This is a genomic window from Papillibacter cinnamivorans DSM 12816 (genome assembly GCF_900176335.1).
Lineage (GTDB): Bacteria > Bacillota > Clostridia > Oscillospirales > Oscillospiraceae > Papillibacter > Papillibacter cinnamivorans.
In genome coordinates this window covers 77232-96399 of record NZ_FWXW01000003.1, presented here as the reverse complement: position 1 = coordinate 96399, position 19168 = coordinate 77232, and the positions used below count along the sequence as shown (strand labels likewise).

Annotated in this window: 15 protein-coding genes and 1 tRNA gene; 2 read left to right on the top strand and 14 right to left on the bottom strand. The window is 56.4% G+C overall.

All coding sequences use genetic code 11. The annotated features are described in order from the left end of the window. Nucleotides 1-5: 5 nt before the first annotated feature. The 8 genes from B9A13_RS05320 to recJ form a co-directional block, all read right to left on the bottom strand. Nucleotides 6-830: a purine-nucleoside phosphorylase gene (locus B9A13_RS05320; protein WP_084234022.1), complete on the bottom strand. Its 825-nt coding sequence runs from the start codon at nt 828-830 to the stop codon at nt 6-8. Continuing rightward, on the bottom strand, nt 827-1249 hold the full coding sequence (locus B9A13_RS05315) for a zinc ribbon domain-containing protein (protein WP_084234021.1): 423 nt from the start codon (nt 1247-1249) through the stop codon (nt 827-829). Before B9A13_RS05315 ends, B9A13_RS05320 begins: the two co-directional genes overlap by 4 nt. Nucleotides 1250-1537: 288 nt before the next feature. Further along, nucleotides 1538-2464, bottom strand: a complete 927-nt coding sequence (locus B9A13_RS05310; protein WP_084234020.1) for a uridine kinase family protein — start codon at nt 2462-2464, stop codon at nt 1538-1540. Nucleotides 2465-2468: 4 nt separating this feature from the next. Next, on the bottom strand, nt 2469-3794 hold the full coding sequence (gene hemZ / locus B9A13_RS05305) for a coproporphyrinogen dehydrogenase HemZ (RefSeq protein ID WP_242942789.1): 1326 nt from the start codon (nt 3792-3794) through the stop codon (nt 2469-2471). A gap of 189 nt (nt 3795-3983) precedes the next feature. Then, nucleotides 3984-4604 (bottom strand): MBL fold metallo-hydrolase, encoded by a 621-nt coding sequence (locus tag B9A13_RS05300; RefSeq protein ID WP_084234018.1) that lies wholly within the window; start codon nt 4602-4604, stop codon nt 3984-3986. A 32-nt stretch (nt 4605-4636) separates the two neighbouring features. Beyond that, nucleotides 4637-5083, bottom strand: a complete 447-nt coding sequence (dtd, locus tag B9A13_RS05295) for a D-aminoacyl-tRNA deacylase (protein WP_084234017.1) — start codon at nt 5081-5083, stop codon at nt 4637-4639. 53 nt (nt 5084-5136) lie between these two features. Further along, nucleotides 5137-7359 carry a RelA/SpoT family protein gene (locus tag B9A13_RS05290; RefSeq protein WP_084234016.1) on the bottom strand — a complete coding sequence of 741 codons (2223 nt, stop codon included), beginning with the start codon at nt 7357-7359 and terminating at the stop codon, nt 5137-5139. A 66-nt stretch (nt 7360-7425) separates the two neighbouring features. Continuing rightward, nucleotides 7426-9456, bottom strand: a complete 2031-nt coding sequence (gene recJ, locus B9A13_RS05285; RefSeq protein ID WP_242942788.1) for a single-stranded-DNA-specific exonuclease RecJ — start codon at nt 9454-9456, stop codon at nt 7426-7428. A 385-nt stretch (nt 9457-9841) separates the two neighbouring features. Between recJ and B9A13_RS05280 the strand changes: the two genes are divergently transcribed. Then, the gene (locus tag B9A13_RS05280; RefSeq protein ID WP_159448035.1) at nt 9842-11560 is read left to right on the top strand and encodes a glycosyl hydrolase family 18 protein; all 1719 of its coding nucleotides are present in this window, start codon (nt 9842-9844) and stop codon (nt 11558-11560) included. A 198-nt stretch (nt 11561-11758) separates the two neighbouring features. Here the strand turns inward: B9A13_RS05280 and B9A13_RS05275 are convergent, their stop codons facing one another. The 6 genes from B9A13_RS05275 to B9A13_RS05250 form a co-directional block, all read right to left on the bottom strand. Next, nucleotides 11759-13474: a V-type ATP synthase subunit I domain-containing protein gene (locus B9A13_RS05275; RefSeq protein WP_084234014.1), complete on the bottom strand. Its 1716-nt coding sequence runs from the start codon at nt 13472-13474 to the stop codon at nt 11759-11761. Beyond that, on the bottom strand, nt 13467-14522 hold the full coding sequence (locus B9A13_RS05270; RefSeq protein WP_084234013.1) for a dsDNA nuclease domain-containing protein: 1056 nt from the start codon (nt 14520-14522) through the stop codon (nt 13467-13469). The genes B9A13_RS05275 and B9A13_RS05270 overlap by 8 nt, the downstream gene beginning before the upstream one ends. Before the next feature lie 238 nt (nt 14523-14760). Further along, entirely contained in the window at nt 14761-15432 is a 672-nt protein-coding gene (locus B9A13_RS05265; RefSeq protein ID WP_242942787.1) for a flavin reductase, read from the bottom strand. Between the two features lie 146 nt (nt 15433-15578). Next, a complete protein-coding gene (locus B9A13_RS05260; RefSeq protein ID WP_084234012.1) occupies nt 15579-15989 on the bottom strand; it encodes a hypothetical protein in 411 nt (136 codons plus the stop codon). Nucleotides 15990-16112: 123 nt separating this feature from the next. Continuing rightward, a complete protein-coding gene (locus B9A13_RS05255) occupies nt 16113-17465 on the bottom strand; it encodes a glucose-6-phosphate isomerase (RefSeq protein WP_084234011.1) in 1353 nt (450 codons plus the stop codon). Nucleotides 17466-17740: 275 nt separating this feature from the next. Further along, nucleotides 17741-18874 carry a D-alanyl-D-alanine carboxypeptidase family protein gene (locus B9A13_RS05250; protein ID WP_084234010.1) on the bottom strand — a complete coding sequence of 378 codons (1134 nt, stop codon included), beginning with the start codon at nt 18872-18874 and terminating at the stop codon, nt 17741-17743. A gap of 182 nt (nt 18875-19056) precedes the next feature. Between B9A13_RS05250 and B9A13_RS05245 the strand changes: the two genes are divergently transcribed. Continuing rightward, nucleotides 19057-19131: transfer RNA gene (locus B9A13_RS05245), tRNA-Gly, on the top strand. Nucleotides 19132-19168: the final 37 nt, after the last annotated feature.

The following is a 19168-nucleotide window of genomic DNA, read 5'->3' as shown; positions in this document are numbered from 1 at the left end:
CTCCTTTACAGCCTGGAAAGACATTTCAGCACCAGGGCGGAAAACTTTTCCCGGCAGGCTTCTCCCGCCGCCAGGACCTCTTCTTCCGTGAGAGGCTGCCGGAGGATACCGGCCGCCATGTTGGAAATAAGGCTGAAGCCCAGCACCTTCATGCCCGCATGGGCGGCGGTAAGCACCTCCGGCACGGTGGACATTCCCGCGGCGTCTCCACCCAGAATCCGCGCCGCCCGGATTTCCGCCGGAGTTTCGTACTGCGGCCCCGGGAAAAACATGTAGATCCCTTCCCGCAGGGGGATGTCCAGCTCCCGGGCGCACTCCCGGGCCAGCTGCTGGAACTCCGGCGTATACAGGAAAGTCGCATCGGGGAACCTCTCGCCGAATTCCCTCAGATTCTCTCCTCTCAGGGGTCCGTCGCTGAAAAACTTGATGTGGTCGGTGATCAGCATCAGATCCCCGGCCCGGAATTCCAGGTTGATGCCACCGGATGCGTTGGTCACAATCAGGGTTTCCGCCCCCAGAAGCCGCAGGACCCGGACGGCGTAAGTCGCCTCGGCGAAGCTGTTTCCCTCGTAGTAGTGCATTCTTCCCTGCATCACCGCCACGGGCTTTCCGTTCAGCCGGCCGAAAACCAGCCGCCCCGCGTGCCCCGGCGCCGTGGAAACCTTGAAATGGGGGATCTCGGAGTAGGGGATTTTGACGGCGTCCTCCACCTCGTCCCCCAGATACCCGAGACCCGAGCCCAGGATCATGGCGATCCGCGGCGTGAAGCCGCCGATGCGATTTTTGATATATTCCGCGCTCTCCCGATACGCTTTAAAGGATATACTCATTTTTCATCTCCCGCGGGATATTCTTCTCCCAGTACCTGACCGCACCGCCGGCAGAATTTGTCGTCCTTTTCGCACGCCTCGCCGCAGACCGGGCAGTTCCTGCTCTTCTTGAGGGCCGCGATCTGCTCCCTGCAGGTTTTGATCTGCACCCGCTTCTCGTCGATTCCTGCAAGCTTTTTGTCCAGGAGCTGGGAGTCGGTTTCCTTCCCGGTGTGGGTGTCGTAGACGATCTGGCCGATTTCCTTCAGCAGGATGTTGATCTCGGTGTTGAGATCGAAGATTTCCATGTTCAGCTTGGTGATGCCCAGCATCTCCTCCGCCCGTTTTCCGGCGTTCCGGAAGGTGTATTCGGCGGCTTCCCCCATGGATATGGCGGTTTCCCGGACCTTGTCCATCAGTTCTCTTACTTTTTCGTCCATATCATACCCCGATGCCGCTCCGGAAGGCCCCGCCCCGAAGGGCCCGGGTTCTCCGCGGTGTCGTGCGGCTGCCGCCGTTACTGGCCGGCGGCCCGCCAGAATCGGTTGTCCGGTAGAATCTGCAAACAGCGCTGAAACGAATGAAGGTATTCCTGAAAACAGGTCAATTTTGGTATTATTCTACACCCCGCCGAGGGAAAAATCAATCGACAAACGGCGCCTGGAAAAAGAGAAGGAGACGCGGCGAAACGCGGGTATCCTGCGTTTTACTGCATCTCCCTGGTATTTTCAGGTCTCTCCCCCGATAAACTCCCGGAGCAGAGAGTCGGGCTCCACCAGAGCCGGCTCGATGGACTCGAAGAGCTCCAGGTTCCGGACAAGCTCGCAGAGCTCGGCCCTTCGCGGTACGTCCGGGGGAATTTCAGTGAGAAGGCGCGAAGCAAGATTTTTCAGCACGGAGACCTCGTAGGGAAGCGAGGAATCGAAAAGCAGATCGGCGCTTTCCTTATAGGGCGAGATGTATAGCTTTTCTCCCCGCCGGACGCCGGCCCAGAGCCGCATGGTGTATTCCGCATCGTTGCCCCGGAACTGATAGTCCCGCACGATACGGCGCACCAGGCGGATCCAGGTGCCCTTGAAGCAGATCTCCTTCCCGTCTTCCACGTTGGACCGGGCGCTGATGTAGAGCCTGTAAGCCTGCGGATATTGCCCGGTGATCCTGTCGTTGAGGGCGTGGATCCCCTCAAAAATAGCGATTTCGTTTTTCCCCAGGCGAAAAGGCCGGGGCGGCTGTTCGCTCCGCACCTGCCGGACAAAGTCGAACCTCGGGATCAGGATCTCCCCGCCGCTTTCCAGCCTGGAGAAATGCTCCCGCAGCAGCTCTGTGTCCAGCAATTCCGGCGATTCGTAGTCGATCTCCCCCGTCTCGCTCCGGGGAGCGGTGCAAGGGTCGATGGTCTTGTAATAGTCGTCCATGGAAATCGTATGAGAGCGGATTCCGCGGCGCTGCAGCTCGGCCGAGATTTTTTCCGCCGTAGTGGTTTTTCCCGAGCCGGACGGCCCCGAAAGGAAGACGACGGGGCTGATGCGCGCCCGCTGGGAGATGTGCTCCGCGGCGCCCGAGACTTTTTTGTGATAGACCTCGTCGCTCTCTTCCAAAAACCCCCGGACGTCGCTGCGGACCCGGCGGTTGATTTCCCTGAGGTGATACGGCATCGGCTCAGCTCCTTGCTGCGGGTTGGGGAAAATCCAAAAAACGGGCCTTGTTCCGAAGCACGGCCTCGATTCCCGCGATATATTCGTAGGGGTATTTTGGATTGAAAATCCGTTCGATCCTGCCGGATTTGGGGTCCACCAGCTTGGTGGTCCCGCCTCCCCCCAGGGCCAGGATGGTCTGCAGCTCTTCCATGATGTAGATGTTGTAAAGCCCCTCGAAGCCGGGCCTCGTCCACCCCACGTTTTCAAAATTGCCGGACATGAATTTCTGCCGATAGAGGTAGTAAGGGAAAAAACCCGCCGCACGGAGCCGGAAGGACGCGAAATCCAGCATGGCCTCCACCTCGCCGGCCGACGGAAGGTTCCCGCCCTCCAGCATGAGCCGGGAGCCCTTTTTCAGCGAAAGGGTGTGCACCGTGATATTTTCCGGCCTCATGTCGAGCACCCTTGTGAGAGAGTCCCGGAATCCTTCGGTGCTGTCCTGGGGAAGCCCCGCGATGAGGTCCATGTTGATTTTTTCAAATCCCGCCTTCCGGGCCAGGAGAAAAGCATCCCCGGTCTGCTTCGTGCTGTGGTTCCTCCCGATGGCGGCAAGCACCCGGTCGTCCATGGTCTGGGGATTGATGCTGATCCGGTCGGCGCCGCCGGCCTTTAACGCACGCAGCTTTTCCTCCGTAATGGTGTCCGGCCGCCCGGCCTCCACGGTATACTCCCGCAGCCCGGACAGATCGAAAGAATCGGAAAGCCGGCCCAGCAGCCGCTCCAGCTGCTCCGCCGAAAGCGTGGTGGGCGTTCCCCCTCCGATATACACCGTGCTCACCCGGTATCCGCCCTGCCGGACGAGTTCTCCGGCCCTTCGGATCTCCTCTTCCAGCGCTGCGAGATAGGGCTCCACCAGCCGGAAGGACTTCTCCGTGGAGTGGCTCACGAAGGAGCAATAGGCGCAGCGGGTGGGGCAGAAGGGGATGCCCACATAAAGGGAAATTTCCCGCTCCCCCAGATCCCGCCTGGCTTTTAGTCCCGCCTCCGCGGCGTCGATGCACAATCGGCGGCGGTCGGCCGTCACGGAGTACACCTCCCGCAGGATGCCCTCCGCCGCCGCCCGGTCTCCGCCGCCGTCAAAGATGCGCGTGACGATTTTGGCCGGGCGGATCCCCGTGAGGGAACCCCAGGGAGGGGTCTGCCCGGTGGCTCTGCAGGCCGCCCGGAAGAAGGAGCGCTTGATAGTCTGCTGCAGCAGCCGGTCGGTCTCCAGCTTCCCCGTAAGCCGGGACACGGGGATGCGGGCCCGGCCCTCATAGCGTTCTCCGCCGTATTGCAGGTGAGTCACGGCCGTGGCGTACCGGGAGCCGGTGTTCAGGCTGCAGACGGCCGAGGGCTCCGACGCTTCCGGCAGCGCGGAAACAAATTCCGGGCGCTCTTCCGGGAAGAGTACCAGTAAAATCTGTTCCGCGGCATATTTATAGGAGTGCCCTTTCAGTAACAGTTTGATAGAAATCGGTCCTTTCCGGGTCCGGTTTTATATCCCCGGAGTTCGGAGCGCCTCGTGCATGTAATAATTATTCCTGCGCTCATAGTCCAGGTCGCTGAATCCCTCGTGCCCGGGATAGACCTTGTAGTCCCCTTCCAGCTGAGCCAGCCGCTTGAGGGAGCGGAGGATTTCCCCGTAGCTGCCGCCGGGCAGGTCGGTCCGCCCGCAGCTGTCCCGAAACAGAGTGTCCCCGGTGAAAAGGACGTCGCCGCAGCGCAGCACGCAGGAACCCCGGCTGTGCCCGGGCGTGTGCATCACCTCGATGGTGAGGTTCCCCAGGGGAAGTTTTGTTCCCTCGTCGTAAAACACCGTCTCGGGCCCCGCGGGGTATCCCCGCATGAAGGAGGACCCTTTGGGCACCGCGTCTCCCCTGTGGATATACACCGTCGCGCCCGTCGCCTTCTGAACACCTTCCACGCCCAGCGTGTGGTCGAAATGGCCGTGGGTCAGCAGGATATACTTGACCGTTGCTCCCGCGTCCTTTGCCATGCGCAGGATGCGCGGCGCCTCGTCCCCCGGATCGATAACGGCCGCCTCATGGGTGGCCTCGTCCATCAGCAGATAACAGTTGGTCCCGATTTCTCCTACCTGTAATGACTGAATCAGCATAGCTACACCTCAATTTATCAATATCTTGTTCCTTATAACAGATCGGTATCCAGCAGCAATGTGACCGGCCCGTCGTTGACGGAGGATACCTTCATGTTAGCCCCGAACCGACCGGTTTCCACCCGGAACCCGTGGGAACGGCAGCGCTCCGTGAAAGCCTCGTACAAAGGGACGGCCAGCTCCGGCCTTGCCGCCTCCAGAAAATCCGGCCGCCGTCCCCGGCGGCAGTTGGCGTACAAAGTAAACTGGGAGATCACCAGCATGGCGCCGCCTGAGTCCTTTAAAGAGAGGTTCATTTTTCCTCCCTCATCCTCGAAGACCCGCAGAAAAGCGATTTTATCCGTCAGCTTGTTGACGGTTTCCTCCGTGTCCCCTGTCCCGATTCCCAGCAGGATTAGAAATCCGGGGCCTATTTCCCCCAGCAGCTCCTCGCCGGAGGTGACGGAAGCGGAAGTGACGCGGGTGACGACAGCGCGCATGGCATGGGACTCCTTTCAGGAAAATACGGTGTGTCTCCGTTCTCCCGGAGGCGTTATCCGCCCGCCCGCTTGACCTCGATGACGGACTGGATCTGGTTGAGTTTCCGCATGACGGTGTCCAGCTGTTCTACGTCCTGGATTTCCAGCACGATGCTGATCACCGCGAAGCCCTCTCCCACTTCGTGGGCGGAGAGGGACGGCACCTTGACCTTGGCGGTGCTTAAAATGGTGGCGATGTCCATGACCAGTCCGTCCCGGTTCTTGGCGGTGATCTGCAGGGAGGTGTGATAGACGTCCTTCCCGCCCTCCGCCCAGGACACGTCGATCCAGCGGCCCAGCTCTTCCGGTTTTCGCTTGGCGGGGTCGGCGTTGGGGCAGTCCGCCCGGTGTACCGAAACGCCGTATCCCCGGGTGATAAAGCCCACAATCTTGTCTCCCGGCACCGGGGTGCAGCACTTGGCGAATTTCACCAGGAAATTATCCAGGCCTTCCACCACGATTCCCGATTCCGAGGTCCGCATTTTTCTGGGAGGGATGGGAGGCGTGACGGCGGCCCCGCCCTGGGGCGCCGCCTGTGCCAGTTTTTCCGCCGCCGCCTTTTCGTTGTGCAGCCGGTTCAGGCGCCCAAGCTCCTCCCGAATCCGGTTTACCGCCTTCTGGGAGGTAAGGCCTCCGTAGCCGATGGCGGCATACATCTCCTCCAGGGACCCGAAGGCCACCTTTTTGAGGACCTGGGACAGCACGTCCTCAGGGGTGATGGCGGAAATGGGGATGTTGTTCCGCTTCAGCTCGCTTTCAAAGCTCAGCTTGCCGTGGGCGATGTTTTCTTCCCGCCGCTCCCGCTTGAACCACTGTTTGATTTTATTTCTGGCTTCGTTGCTCTTGGCGATATTGATCCAGTCCCGGCTGGGCCCGTGGGCGCTCTTGGAGGTCACCGCCTCCACGATGTCGCCGTTTTGCAGCACGTAGTCGAAAGTAACGATGCGGTTGTTCACCTTGGCGCCCACCATGCGGTTGCCCACCTCGGAGTGGATGGTGTAGGCGAAGTCGATGGGGGTGGCCCCCGCCGGCAGGTTGATCACGTCCCCCTTGGGGGTGAAGACGAAGACCTCGTCGGCGAACATGTCGATCTTCAGCGTCCGGACAAATTCCTCCGCGTCGGTGTCCTGCTGGTTCTCCAGCAGCCGCCGGACCCATTCCAGCTTTTCCTCGGTCCCCAGGCGTCCCTCCAGCCCCTGCTTGTACTTCCAGTGGGCCGCGATGCCGTATTCCGCCGTGTGGTGCATGTCCCAGGTGCGGATCTGCACCTCGAAGGGGATGCCCTCCCGCCCGATGACCGTGGTGTGCAGCGACTGGTACATGTTGGGCTTGGGCATGGCGATATAGTCCTTGAAGCGCCCCAGAACCGGCTTGAACAGGTCGTGGAGATACCCCAGGACGTTGTAGCAGTCCGGGATGTTGTCGACGATGACCCGGAAGGCGTAGAGGTCGTAGACCTCGGAGAGGGTCTTGTTCTGGCTGTACATCTTCCGGTAGATGCTGTAGATATGCTTGACCCGTCCGTATACCTGGCTGTGGACGTGCTCTTCCTCCATCCGGGCCTCGATCTGGGAGCGGATGCTCTCCAGGAATTTCTCGTGTTCCGTGCTCCGCTGTGCAAGCTCCGTGCTGATTTCCGCGTAGCCGATGGGATCCAGGTACTGCAGGGACAGGTCCTCCAGTTCCCACTTGATCTTCTGCATTCCCAGGCGATGCGCGATGGGAGCGTAGATCTCCATCGTCTCCAGTGCCTTTTCCTTCTGCTTCCGCGCGCTCTGGTATTTGAGGGTGCGCATGTTGTGCAGCCGGTCGGCGATCTTGATGAGGATGACACGGATGTCCTTGGCCATGGCCATGAGCATCTTCCGCAGATTTTCCATCTGCTCCTCTTCCTTGCTGGTGTATACCACCCGGGTCAGCTTGGTGACGCCCTCCACCAGGTCGGCCACCACCGGGCCGAAACTTTTGGCGATTTCCTCGTGGGTGATCCCCGCGTCCTCGATGCAGTCGTGGAGGAGGGCCGCGATGATGGAGTCGATGTCCAGCCCCATCTCCGCCACAATCTCCGCCACCGACAGCGGGTGGGTCACATAAGGAGAGCCGTCCTTCCGTGTCTGGAGGTTGTGGGCGGCGTCCGCGAATTGGAACGCAGCGAACAGGCGCTTGGTGTCCAGCGCCGGATTATAGCTCTTGATTTTATTTTCCAGCGCGTAGTATCGTTCCAGTATCGGGTCCATTTTGCTCTCCTTTGCCAGCCGATGCATATAACGGGTTAAAAGCGGCGCCCTGCGCCGCGAAATCCGTCAAGCGATGGGCAGTCCGCCGTTTTTTAAAGAGATCACGATTTCGGATTGCTCCAGATCCACCTTGCCCTCCCGGGAGGAAAAACGGATGGAAACCGTCTCCTGCCGGGCCTCCATCGTGATGAGCCCTCGCTCGGAAAAAACGTCCAGACATACCATGGTGCGCAATAGCGCGTTTTTAAGCCCTGTGGAGCCCGCGATTTTCCGGGACAGCTCGGTGTAAGTCTCCTCGATGCCCTCCGGCCCGGAAGAACGCTTGAGATACTTCCACACGGTCGAAAAATCCTCGTGGTTGGGGAGCAGCGCTCCCCGCTCCTCTTTGGTCAGAGGCTCCCCGCCCCTGTGCCGCCGGTACAGCTTTATGGCGGAAGCCTCTTCGGACAGCAGGGCGGCGGCCGGCCGGAGATCGATCAGCTGCAGCTGCACGTTCCGGTTGGACCGGAATTCGTTGACCTGCAGGAAAAACGCCAGATCCACCGGCTCCCCCTGAACGACCCCGCAGGTTTCGATGTTTCTTGAGAAGAAAATACACTCGAAGATGGTTTTACCCTTGGATACCCGCATCTTCAGGTGATGGTTCCCGCCGACGTTCTGCATGCACACCACCCGGGCGCCCAGAAGGCAGAAGACCGGCCGCAGGTTTCCTGTCCCGTAAGGCTCCAGGCGGTTGAGGCCCTCCACGCTTTCCAGAGTGACGCTCGCGGGATCCTCGATGGCCACGTCGATATGCAGCGTGGGGGTCGGCTGCCCCCCGGAAAGAGCCCGATTCATGAAATCGTTCATCCGCGCCCGGAAGGCGGGGATGTTTTCCCGCGGAATGGTAAATCCCGCCGCCTGCCCGTGCCCGCCGTACTCCAGCAGGAGGTCCGAGGCCGATTCCAGGGCGGCGAAGAGGTTGATGCCGAAACAGCTCCGGCAGGAGCCCTTGCCCTTTTCTCCCGAAAGGCAGATGAGAAAAGTGGGGGTAGTGAGCCGCTCGGCCAGGCGCGAGGCCACGATCCCGATGACCCCCTGGTGCCAGCCCTCGTCGGCCAGCACGATGGCATACCGGTTTCCCTCCGGCTCCGTTTCCAGCTTGGAGAGCGCGTCCGCGAAGATTTCCTGCTCTATGTTCTTGCGTTCCGCGTTGAGGCTGCACAGAGCGGTTACCAGATCCTCCGTCCTCGCCGGCTCCTCCGTGAGGAGCAGCTCCACGGCCAGGCTCGCGCAGCCGATCCGCCCGGAAGCGTTGATCCGGGGAGCCAGTATGTATCCGATGCTGGTGGAGGTAAGGGGCTTGTCGCCCAGGCCGATGGCGGCGAGCAGCTTGTGCAGCCCGGGGCTTCCGTAGGCGGAGATATTCCTCAGCCCGTGGCTTACGATGGCCCGGTTTTCCCCCGTCATCTGCACCACGTCCGCGACGGTCCCGATGGCCGCCAGCGGGGAATATTTGTCCAGAACTTCCCGCTCCCGCTCCGGCCCCGCCAGAGCCAGAGCCAGCTTGAAGGCGACGCCGACCCCCGCAAGGGCCCGGAAGGGATAGCTGCACCCCGGCCGGAAAGGATCCACCACCGCATAAGCGTCCGGCAGCTCTTCCTTGCACTCGTGATGGTCCGTGACGATGACGTCGATTCCCAGGGCCTTGGCCTGCGCGATTTCCTGGATGGCGGTGATGCCGCAGTCCACGGTGATGATCAGAGAGACCCCGCGCGTATGAAAACCGGATATGGCTTCCGCGTTGAGGCCGTAGCCCTCTTCAAACCGGTCCGGTATATAGTATATGCAGTTTGCGCCCTGGCTGCGGAGATACTGCACCAGAAGGCAGGTGGACGTGATGCCGTCCACGTCGTAGTCCCCGAAGACGGCGATGCGCTCGCCCAGGCGGAGTGCCTCCCGGATCCGGGTCACGGCTTTGTCCATGTCCTTGAAGAGAAAAGGAGAATGCATCAGCTCGTGCCCCGCCGCGAGGAAAAGATCTGCCTCCTCCGGTGTGCGGATGCCCCGGGAAGCCAGCACGGCCGCCGCCAGATAGGGAAGTCCGGACTGCTGCAATGCGCGGATTGCCTCCGGGCGTATTTCGGATAACTCCCATTTTTTACGTTCCATTAAGCTGTTCATTCCAATCGCCGCTGAGAGATGTATATTATAGAAAATTATATCAAAAAAAACAGAGTTCTACAAGAGCAAGAACCGTGCCGGCCCCCGAAGTGTTCTCTCGGAACCAATCGGGTGCGTTCGACGTCTTATGCAGGGAAAAACTTCCTGACCCATCGGCTTGCCTAAAAGCCCGCTTCCTGCTAAAATAAGACAGGATGTCCCCCTTTTCCCGGGCGGGGCTTAAGACCCCGTCTCCCGGATAAGTTGTGGGAAGAGATATTTCGGGGGACGCCTTTGGAACAATCGGATGCGCCGGATAACGGCGGAATGGAGCGAAAAAATGAAAGGAAAGATTATCGCCCTGCTTCTGGCGGGCGCGCTGTGCCTCGGCCTTCTGCCGGGGACGGCTTTAGCCGCCGTGGCGGGCTTTACCGACGTGCCGGACGGGCACTGGGCCGAGGCTAGCATTACGGAGGCCGTGCAGCAGGGCCTCGTGAAAGGGATCGGCGGCAATAAATTCGGCCTGGGGATCAAGATCACCCGGGGCGAATTCGCCCTTCTGATGTGCCGCATGATGGGCTGGGACCTGGTGACCCCCGCCTCCGGCAGCTATGATGACAACCAGGATACCACCGCCTGGTACTATTCCGCGGTGGAAACCGCCTATTTAAACGGCGCGGTTACAGCGGAGAACAAAAATTTCCGTCCCCGGGACGCAATCACCCGGGAGGAGATGGCCGTCATGCTGGTCCGGGCCCTGGGGTATACCGTCCTGTCCGGCGTCGTGCAGGATTACGGCCTGCCCTTCAAGGATGTTTCCACCAATAAGGGATACATAACCATCGCCTACGACATCGGTATGACCAAGGGCACCACCTCCGTCACCTTCAGCCCGAGGCAGACCGCCTCCCGGGAGGAAGCCATCACCATGCTCATGCGGGTATACGACAAATACGCCTCTAAAATCACCTGGCTTCACGGGTTTTATGCCATCAGCTCTTACAGCCAGAAGGAGCTGGCCGCCGATATGGACGCCGTTTCTCTGGGCTGGAGCCGCATGGAGTACTCCGCCGGGACGGGCGCCTGGCTCAATACCACGGGATCCGACAGCAACGAATACAAGATCCCCTCCGGCTACACCCTGGCAACCGATTACTTTAAGCAGGAGGGCGTCCCCGCCAATCTCAGCGTGTATATGGACACCTCCCGGAAGGTCACCCTGTCCGACGGGACTCAGACCGATATGTGCAGCGCGGTCCTCCTCACCGCCGCGGCCAGGACCCAGGCGGTCAGTGCCATCGTGAACGAAGTGACCAAAATCTATTCCGAGGCGGGCGCCAATATCTACTCCGGCGTCACCATCGATTTCGAGGGCATGAAGGGTTCCGCCCTGAAGGAGGGCTTCACCGCCTTTTTAAACGAGCTGAACACCGCCCTGGACAAGCTGGGGAAGACCCTCTATGTCACCGTCCCCCCCGTCACCGCCGACGGTGTGTATTACGACGGGTATGACTATAAGGCCATCGGAAACGCCGCCGACGAGGTGATCCTCATGGCTCACGACTATAACGCCGACACCATGGACGCGGTGCTGGTGGGCACCGGCTTCACCGCCACCCCCCTCACTCCCCTGGAGCAGGTGTATTACGCTCTGCGCGAGATAACAGATCCGGATACCGGCGTGGCCGACACCTCCAAGATCGTCCTGGCCCTCAGCATGGACAGCGTCGGCTGGCACATGCAGAATGAAAAGGTGATTGACGCCGCTTCCGTCAGCCTCACCCCTTCGGAGATTTATACAAAGCTCACCACAGCCGGCGCCGTGATGCACTATTCCGAGCGGTATCAGAACCCCTATATTACATACAACAATACCGACGGGACCTCCGTCCTCCTTTGGTACGAGGACGCCCGCAGCGTCGAGGCCAAGATCAAGCTCGCCCGCCTCTTCGGCGTCACCGGCGTCTCCGTCTGGCGCCTCGGCACTATCCCGACTTATGACGACGACGTCAAACCCCTCTACTTCAACATCTGGTCCGAGATATTGTCCGAGAGATAAAAGAGCGGAAAACCAACAAGGCAGGGAAAATCCCCCCGGATTTTCCCTGCCTTTATAAATTTAAGGATTAAGTTGAAACTGCAAAATACTGATTTAAAAAGTGCTAGACATTATAAACATAATGGGAACCCTGCCGATTTTGGATCAAGTTATCCTGAAGATGCTTTTTGTAACAAAACACACGCTGCGTGTGGCAAACTATTTTGAATTAAGTTCATTTAGGATATCAATGTTTTCAGTATAGTCCTTTTCCAAAAGTAAACTATATTTAGGGTTATCCAACTTAATAATCTTATCAAATTTAACATTTTGAATCTGCATATCCAGAAAACCTATGCCGGACACAATTAACTGGTTATCAGTAACACGCTCACAAATGTACTGGTAAACCTGATTTTTCTTTTCTTGATCAGTTTCTGCATTATTAGGGCTGTCCAGAACCACCGGGAAATCAATTGTGCCAGGATTGAACTCATGCTTCAGTTTGAGCAAATTTACATACCACACAATTGTTGCGATAGGGTTGTTGCTCCCGCCGGAAGAAAAGCTCTTTTGTATGTTCTCAAAGGTTTTCGGTTTAATACCATCAAGCCCAAAGCGATTTTTATCGACAAGCATAAGCTCATAATACCGTGTGTTTATCTTCTTTTTTGCATCATTGTATTTTCGTAGTTTTTTGTTAATGTTTTTTAGCTGTGCTTCGAGCTGATCCGCTCGATCACGCAACGCATGAAGATCGTCAGACATTTTTTCCTTTATTTCGATATATCCTTTATGGCGCAGGACGTCGTTGATTTCAGAAGAATGTAAATTAAGTGCACTCTCATATTCATTCAGCTTACTTAGCCATTCGGTATATTCTATTTCTTGCTTTGCTATATCTCTTTCTATTCTCTGAACATCAATCTGCAATTCACCTGACAAAAGGATAATATCATCGCCAGTATTGTAGCGCTTAATTCTCAAGTGGAGCGGATTATCCAAATAAGAGCTGCACAATGGGCAAATATGATCATTAAGCGATTGAATCTGTTTGTCGTTTTCCTTCGTAAGTTCGGAAAGAGAGCTAATGTGTAGTAAAAGTTCCTCTTTATCATTTCGCAAAGTAATGAGCTTGCTGCGGATTTCACTTAGTTTTTTTGCAATTTCATTATATTGCGCTTTTGTGCGGTCAATATCGTGGTAAAGATGTTCAATATCTTTGGAATATGAAACACCGTTGATATTTGCATAAACCCTATCAAGCATTAAATGCATCATCTCATCATCACGGATATTCCGCTTCTGTTGTTCTATCAATTTTTCTTGTTGAATTGTTAAATCGTAATAGTCATCGTCAAAAGCTCCAAAATGATAATATAGCGTATTAGTTTTAAAGTCAGGGTATTGCTGTAGGCTTTTGAACGAGCTAAACTGCGAACCTTTCTGCCCATCTTGATCAACAAAATACAGTAAATAATTGTAAGCCGGAGGTGTTATCTCAAGCCTTTGAATTTCTTCATTTTCTTCTGGCAGAGCCTTACTACTATTTTGCCTAGCTGGAAGTTTTACAGCAAAATGAAATATATCATTCAATCTTTCGGATAGTTCATGCCGAGATACGGTCTTGAAGATAATATTTTTATCCGCATCAAAAATCTTAAATAAGCTACTATGACGGAAAATATAGAACTCATTGCCATCAACGGTAAAATTCAAAATATAGATTTTGCTGTTATCATCCCACATATCGTCAAAATTACAGTCTGCGCCCATTGCATGATACAGCGACTTCATTATGACAGATTTACCACGGTTAGTTCCATCGATAGAGCTTGAAGTAATTATTGTCTTGCCAGCGGCAAACCCAATAACCCTCGCCGTTTTATCAGGGCTTGAAAAGATATAGAGTTTATTAAAAAGCAACTTACTCATATTTCCCATCCTCCCAGCGTTTGATGACTAACAAAACAAAAACATATATTTCCTGCTTTGAATATTCTAACGGAAACGTATCCCCAAATGCGGTTATAAGGACATCCGCCAAAACTTCAGTTGAATCATCCAACAAGGTTTTAGATTCGCTTTTATCTATCAGGTATGCTGAAATTTCTCGCTCTTTTCTTTGCAAAATCTGAGAATTATATTCAGCCTCAAATACTTTTGCCAGCGCCGTCTTTAGCTTTTTCCGTTCGGAGACTTTTTGATAGTATTCTTCTATATATGCCTGAACCTGTTCCAAAGAGTTGTCGGTTTTCTCTTTGTATTGCTCAAGAATAGAGTCAAGCTCATCTTTTGTAACACCTTTTTGTTTAACCAGTTCGTCAAAATCATCGGCTGCAAATTCGTAACACGCCTTTTTCTGGACAGTATCGAAAACCAGTCTGTGTAAGGCATTTGGCTTAGCGGGTTCACAGCCTTTGATTTTTTCAAAACAACTGTCGATCTGCCCTTTGACAGCGTTTTCTGGCGAAATCAAATCCATTGATGTGTAAATATAACGCAGATCCCTTAAATCAATTTCGTCACGGCTTAACTCTGATTTTAGAGCATTTTGGACAACAGCTTTCAATTTGTCGTCTAGAGCATCAAAATCAATGACTTCCGCGTCAGATAATTCTTTTCCCTTTATCTTTAGAAAGCGATTAGATACCAAAGCGCATTTAATCCGTGTTTCAGGGCAAGAGGTATCTTTCAACACAAACAGTTTCCCTATAATACTGCCAGTACCTTCCACTTTGCTCAGGTCTGTAAAGCTATATGGCTTTTGCGCCTTTTGGGATTTTATTTGGTAAAACTCAATGGAATCGCTGAGATGAATTTCTATATCGCACTTATAATCGAATATGACGCAAAACTCCGGCTTGTCAAACAAGTCGAACATTTTGCTTATACCCCATAGAATTTCCTGCCGGAAGCGATTCTTACTTACTGAACCGGATAAATCGTATGGAATTGTGCGATAAACCTCACTTAGTTTCATTTTGTTCCACCACCTAAAATGATGTTGTTCGCCAAAAAATAGGGTTCCGGTGGATCCACTTCGGACCTTGTTCGAAAGTACCGCTTTTGGGGTTTAAAGGTGAACTTCCCATTATTGCTATAATGCCAAATTACATGTTTACCTTCACCATACTACATATTTCACCATTTTACAATTACTGGACATAAAATAAGGGCTCTGATTTGTCAAAATCAGAGCCCTTATCCGATAAATCGCCTTATTGCTTTTTGAACATCTCTTTCGGAGCGCCGCATACCGGACACTTCCAGTCGTCCGGGAGGCTCTCGAAGGGGCCCTGGCTGCCGTCGTAGACGTAGCCGCAGATGCCGCAGACCCATTTTTCCGCCGGGGCCGTCTTGGGGATGTCCTCGTCCTTGAGGTAGGTGGGGGCGTTCTTGGGCGCCTTGCCGTTTTTCACCTTGTGGTAATAGGAGTAGGTCATGGGGTCTCCCGCCGCGCGCCGGACGCCGCCGATCACCTGGGCGAAGAAGACCGTGTGGGTGGAAAGCTCGGCGGAATCCACCACCTTGCAGGTGAGGGTGCCGCAGGTGTTGTCCGGCAGGAAGGGAAGCCCCGCCTCGTTCATGGTATAGGGGACGGAGGCGAACTTGTCGGTGTCCTTCCCGGATTTGAAGCCGAAGGTGCCGATGACCTCCTGGGGCGCCGACTCGGAGAGGATGCTCACGGTGAACATCCCGGTTTTCTTGATGCACCCGTTGGTGTAGTTGTCGTGGTTAACGCTCACGGCCACAACGGACGGCTCGCTGGTGATCTGGAACACCGTGTTCACGACGCACCCCGTGGGCCGCTCGCCGTCCATGACGCCCAGGATGTACATGCCGTAGGACATGTCGAAAAATACGCTTTTGTCGAATTTCATTTCTTCCATTTTGCTCTCCCTTTCTGCCGTACCTTGGTGCTGCGCCGCCCTTTCGGGAAACGGGCCGTCCCGGACGGATGCCGGGCCCGCCGTGTTCCGGTCAAAGCGCGCGTTAAATTCCGGGCCCTGCCAGGGCAGGACCCGGAGATGTATGGTTAAAAGAATTTTTTCATTCTTTCGGTGGCCAGATTGACGTCGGCGCTGACGGTAAGCGTGAATTTGACGTGATTTGCCTCGGAGAACTTCTCCAGCCATTCCATAAAGGCGTCCACCTCGGCGTTGTATTCGCTGGGGACCACCTTTGTGATGCTGTCGATGAAAACGTGACAGATATCATAATCGCTGGCGTAGAGCCCGCTGATAAATCCCTTCAGGAAGTCGAAATTTTTCATTTCATAATGACTGGCTTCGATCAGGCGGATTTTGTAGTTGAGATCATAGGTCAGCTTGGGGCCGCGCTCGATGCAGACGACATGGCCGGACTCGCTGTGACCGGCTGCGTTGACCATTTCGATCATTTGCTTGGTCTTTCCGGAACCTTTCAGTCCCATGATTACTTTAACCAAATCGCGTCACTCCTTTTGATAGTTCGGAAACAGGATCGGCGGTTTCCGGTTACTGCCTGTATTTTACCATATACGCGCCGGGGTTACAACCGATATTTGAGCAAATTCACCGATTGTTAATGACTATAGACCGCCGCCCCCCTGGGACGCGATGCGCGCGTTGATTTCCGCCCGCTCCCGTTCCGTCCCGGGCTTTCCCATGAGGGCCATCATGTTGCGCTTGTAAGCCTCCACGCCGGGCTGGTCGAAGGGGTTCACCCCCAGCAGGTATCCGGAAAGCCCGCAGGAAAGCTCGAAAAAGTACACCAGCTGGCCGAAGGTCCGCTCGCTGATCTCCTCCGCCGTGAGAAGGAGATTAGGGACGCCTCCGTCGGCGTGGGCGATCTTTGTTCCCAGCCGTGCCTGCTCCTGGATCTCCTGCAGCCCCCGCCCCGTGAGAAAGTCCAGCCCGTCCGCGTTGGTCGCCTCCGGCGCCACGGACAGATCCTTCCGGGGCTTTAAAAAGCGGACCATGGTTTCAAAAAGCCCGCGCTCCCCGTCCTGGATATACTGCCCCATGGAGTGCAGGTCCGCGGTGTACTCCACGCTGGCCGGGAAGATGCCGCGGCCGCCCTTTCCCTCGCTCTCCCCGAAAAGCTGCTTCCACCATTCTCCCATGAAGCGGAAGGCGGGCTCGAAATACGCCAGCACCTCGATCCGCTTCCCCTGCCCGTAAAGAAGGTTCCGCCCCGCGGCGTAGAGCCACGCGGGGTTTTCCATGTTCTGCGCGGCCAGGGCCTCCATGGCTTCCTCCGCCCCCGCCATGACCATACCGGTGGAGATTCCGGACGCCGCCATGGGGAGAAGCCCCACCGCCGTAAGGACCGAGTATCTTCCTCCGATGTCGTCGGGCACGGAAAAGCATGTGTAGCCGTTCTCCTGTGCAAGGGTGCGCAGAGCCCCCCGGCTTTTGTCCGTGGTGGCGAAAATCCGCCGCTTCGCGCCCTCCCTGCCGTATTTGCGCTCCAGCAAGTCTTTGAAGGTCCGGAAGGCCACGGCGGGCTCCAGGGTGGTCCCTGACTTGGAGATGACGTTCACCGAGAAATCCCTGTCCCCCAGCAGCTCCAGAATGTCCCCCAGGGCGTCTCCCGAAAGGGTGTTCCCCGCGAAAAAGACGTCCGGCGTATCCTTTTTCTTCAGGTTGTAATACGGGGAGCGCAGCAGCTCCAGGGCTGCCCGCGCCCCCAGGTAGGACCCTCCGATCCCGATGACCACCAAAGCGTCCGAATGGGTGCGGATGTCCTCCGCCGCCCGCTGGATGCGGGAAAACTCCTCCCGGTCGTACCGCCGGGGAAGCTCCACCCAGCCGGTGTATTCCGCTCCCGCGCCGGTGCCCTCCAGGAGGGCGCGGTGCGCCGTCTGCAGCTGGGGCGCGAGGGCTTCCAGGCCTCCCTTTGGGAAAAATGACATGCCGCCGGATAGATCCGCCTTGATCATAGCTGCCTCCCGTCTTCCGGCCGTCCTGCGCGGATCGCCCGGTTTCCTCTTTTCCCCAGTGTAGCACGCGCGCCGGGAAAATACAATTCCAAACCCGGCGCCTCCGGGATACCGGAAACGTCCGGCTCCCGGTTCGCTCCCCGCGGCGTTGGACGGATTCGGGATATGCCGCGCCCGAGTTTCCCATAGTATTCCGGTCTGAAAGAAAAATAATCCAAAAATAATCGGCGGCTCCCGCAATAAGCGGGAGCCGCCGGTAAGCTGTCGATGGGTCGTCATTTGCCGCCCATGAATATCGTGTCCATAAACCGCCCGAGGATCTTGCCCCAGGTGAGCTTGGGCACGTCCTCCGCCGCCACGATGGGGATGACGGCAAGCTCCTTGTCACCCGAGGTGACCGTCATTTCGCCTAGCTTCTGCCCCGCGATGACCGGCGCGTCCACTTCCTTGCAGAGCGACACGGTTTTTTTCAGGCTGCTCACCTGGCTCTTTTCCACAAGGATGTGGCTGGAGCCTTCCAGCACGGGCTGGATCTCCGGCACCTCGCCCAGGTTGACCTCCACCGGCAGCAGCGCCTCGTCGGGGCTTGCCTTCACCAGCGCGTAGTTGGCGAATCCGAAGTTCAAAAGGCTCTTGGCGCTTTCAAACCGTTTGGTGGAGGTGGGGGATTTCATGATGACGGCGATGAGTTCCATCCCGTCCCGCTCCGCGGTTGCCGACAGGCAGTAGAGCGCGGAGTCGGTGGACCCGGTTTTGAGTCCCGTGGTCCCGCTGTAGAAGCGTACCAGCTTGTTGGTGTTGGCCAGCCCGAATGCTCCGCCCCGCAGGGAGTCGATCCAGATGGTGGTGTAGTTGCGAATCACCGAATGAGAAAGCAGCGCCCGGGACATGAGGGCAATGTCGTACGCCGAGGTGACGTGGCCCTGGGCCGGCAGCCCCGTGCAGTTTTTAAAGGTGGTGTCCGCCATCCCCAGTTCCGCCGCCCGTTCGTTCATCCGGGCGACGAAGATCTCCTCGCTCCCCGCGATATATTCCGCCATGGCCACCGATGCGTCGTTGCCGGAGGCCACGGCGATGGCTTTCAGCATGTCGTTTACCGACATCTGTTCCCCTTCCTCCAGATACACCTGGGAGCCGCCCATGCTGGCGGCATAGGCGCTGGTGGTGACCATGTCGTCCAGAGAAATGGTCCCGCTGCCCAGGGCCTCGGCGATCAGCAGCATGGTCATGACCTTGGTGACGCTGGCGGGTTCCAGCTTTTCGTGCTCATTTTTGGCGTACAGGACGGTGCCTGTCTCCTTCTCCATCAGCAGGGCCGATTCCGCTTCAACGGAGGGCGTGCCGGTGACGGCGGCGGCGGGAATGGAAAGCAGGGTCAGTATTAAAAAAACAGAAAACAGCCTTTTCATGTTGATTTCCTCCGAAGCGTCAATCGTCAATCTGATATAGAGGATATGGAAAATCCACCTTTTTATACGGCAATGCCCCAAGGGAAATTTTGCGGAAACGTGTTCAAATGAGGGCGGACAGGGAATGATAAAAACCCCCTTGCCAAATATCGAAAATGCGGTATAATACTAATACTGACTTTGCGGGAGTAGTTCAATGGCAGAGCGTCAGCTTCCCAAGCTGAATGTTGCGGGTTCGAGTCCCGTTTCCCGCTCCAAAAAGAAAGAACAGGCTTTGGCCTGTTCTTTCTTTTT

What these genes read in the sequence shown, in the direction of transcription:
- B9A13_RS05320 (WP_084234022.1), bottom strand. Translation starts at nt 830, where the DNA reads ATGAGTATATCCTTTAAAGCGTATCGGGAGAGCGCGGAATATATCAAA.
- B9A13_RS05315 (WP_084234021.1), bottom strand. Translation starts at nt 1,249, where the DNA reads ATGGACGAAAAAGTAAGAGAACTGATGGACAAGGTCCGGGAAACCGCC.
- B9A13_RS05310 (WP_084234020.1), bottom strand. Translation starts at nt 2,464, where the DNA reads ATGCCGTATCACCTCAGGGAAATCAACCGCCGGGTCCGCAGCGACGTC.
- B9A13_RS05300 (WP_084234018.1), bottom strand. Translation starts at nt 4,604, where the DNA reads ATGCTGATTCAGTCATTACAGGTAGGAGAAATCGGGACCAACTGTTAT.
- dtd (WP_084234017.1), bottom strand. Translation starts at nt 5,083, where the DNA reads ATGCGCGCTGTCGTCACCCGCGTCACTTCCGCTTCCGTCACCTCCGGC.
- B9A13_RS05290 (WP_084234016.1), bottom strand. Translation starts at nt 7,359, where the DNA reads ATGGACCCGATACTGGAACGATACTACGCGCTGGAAAATAAAATCAAG.
- B9A13_RS05280 (WP_159448035.1), top strand. Translation starts at nt 9,842, where the DNA reads ATGAAAGGAAAGATTATCGCCCTGCTTCTGGCGGGCGCGCTGTGCCTC.
- B9A13_RS05275 (WP_084234014.1), bottom strand. Translation starts at nt 13,474, where the DNA reads ATGAGTAAGTTGCTTTTTAATAAACTCTATATCTTTTCAAGCCCTGAT.
- B9A13_RS05270 (WP_084234013.1), bottom strand. Translation starts at nt 14,522, where the DNA reads ATGAAACTAAGTGAGGTTTATCGCACAATTCCATACGATTTATCCGGT.
- B9A13_RS05265 (WP_242942787.1), bottom strand. Translation starts at nt 15,432, where the DNA reads ATGGAAGAAATGAAATTCGACAAAAGCGTATTTTTCGACATGTCCTAC.
- B9A13_RS05255 (WP_084234011.1), bottom strand. Translation starts at nt 17,465, where the DNA reads ATGATCAAGGCGGATCTATCCGGCGGCATGTCATTTTTCCCAAAGGGA.
- B9A13_RS05250 (WP_084234010.1), bottom strand. Translation starts at nt 18,874, where the DNA reads ATGAAAAGGCTGTTTTCTGTTTTTTTAATACTGACCCTGCTTTCCATT.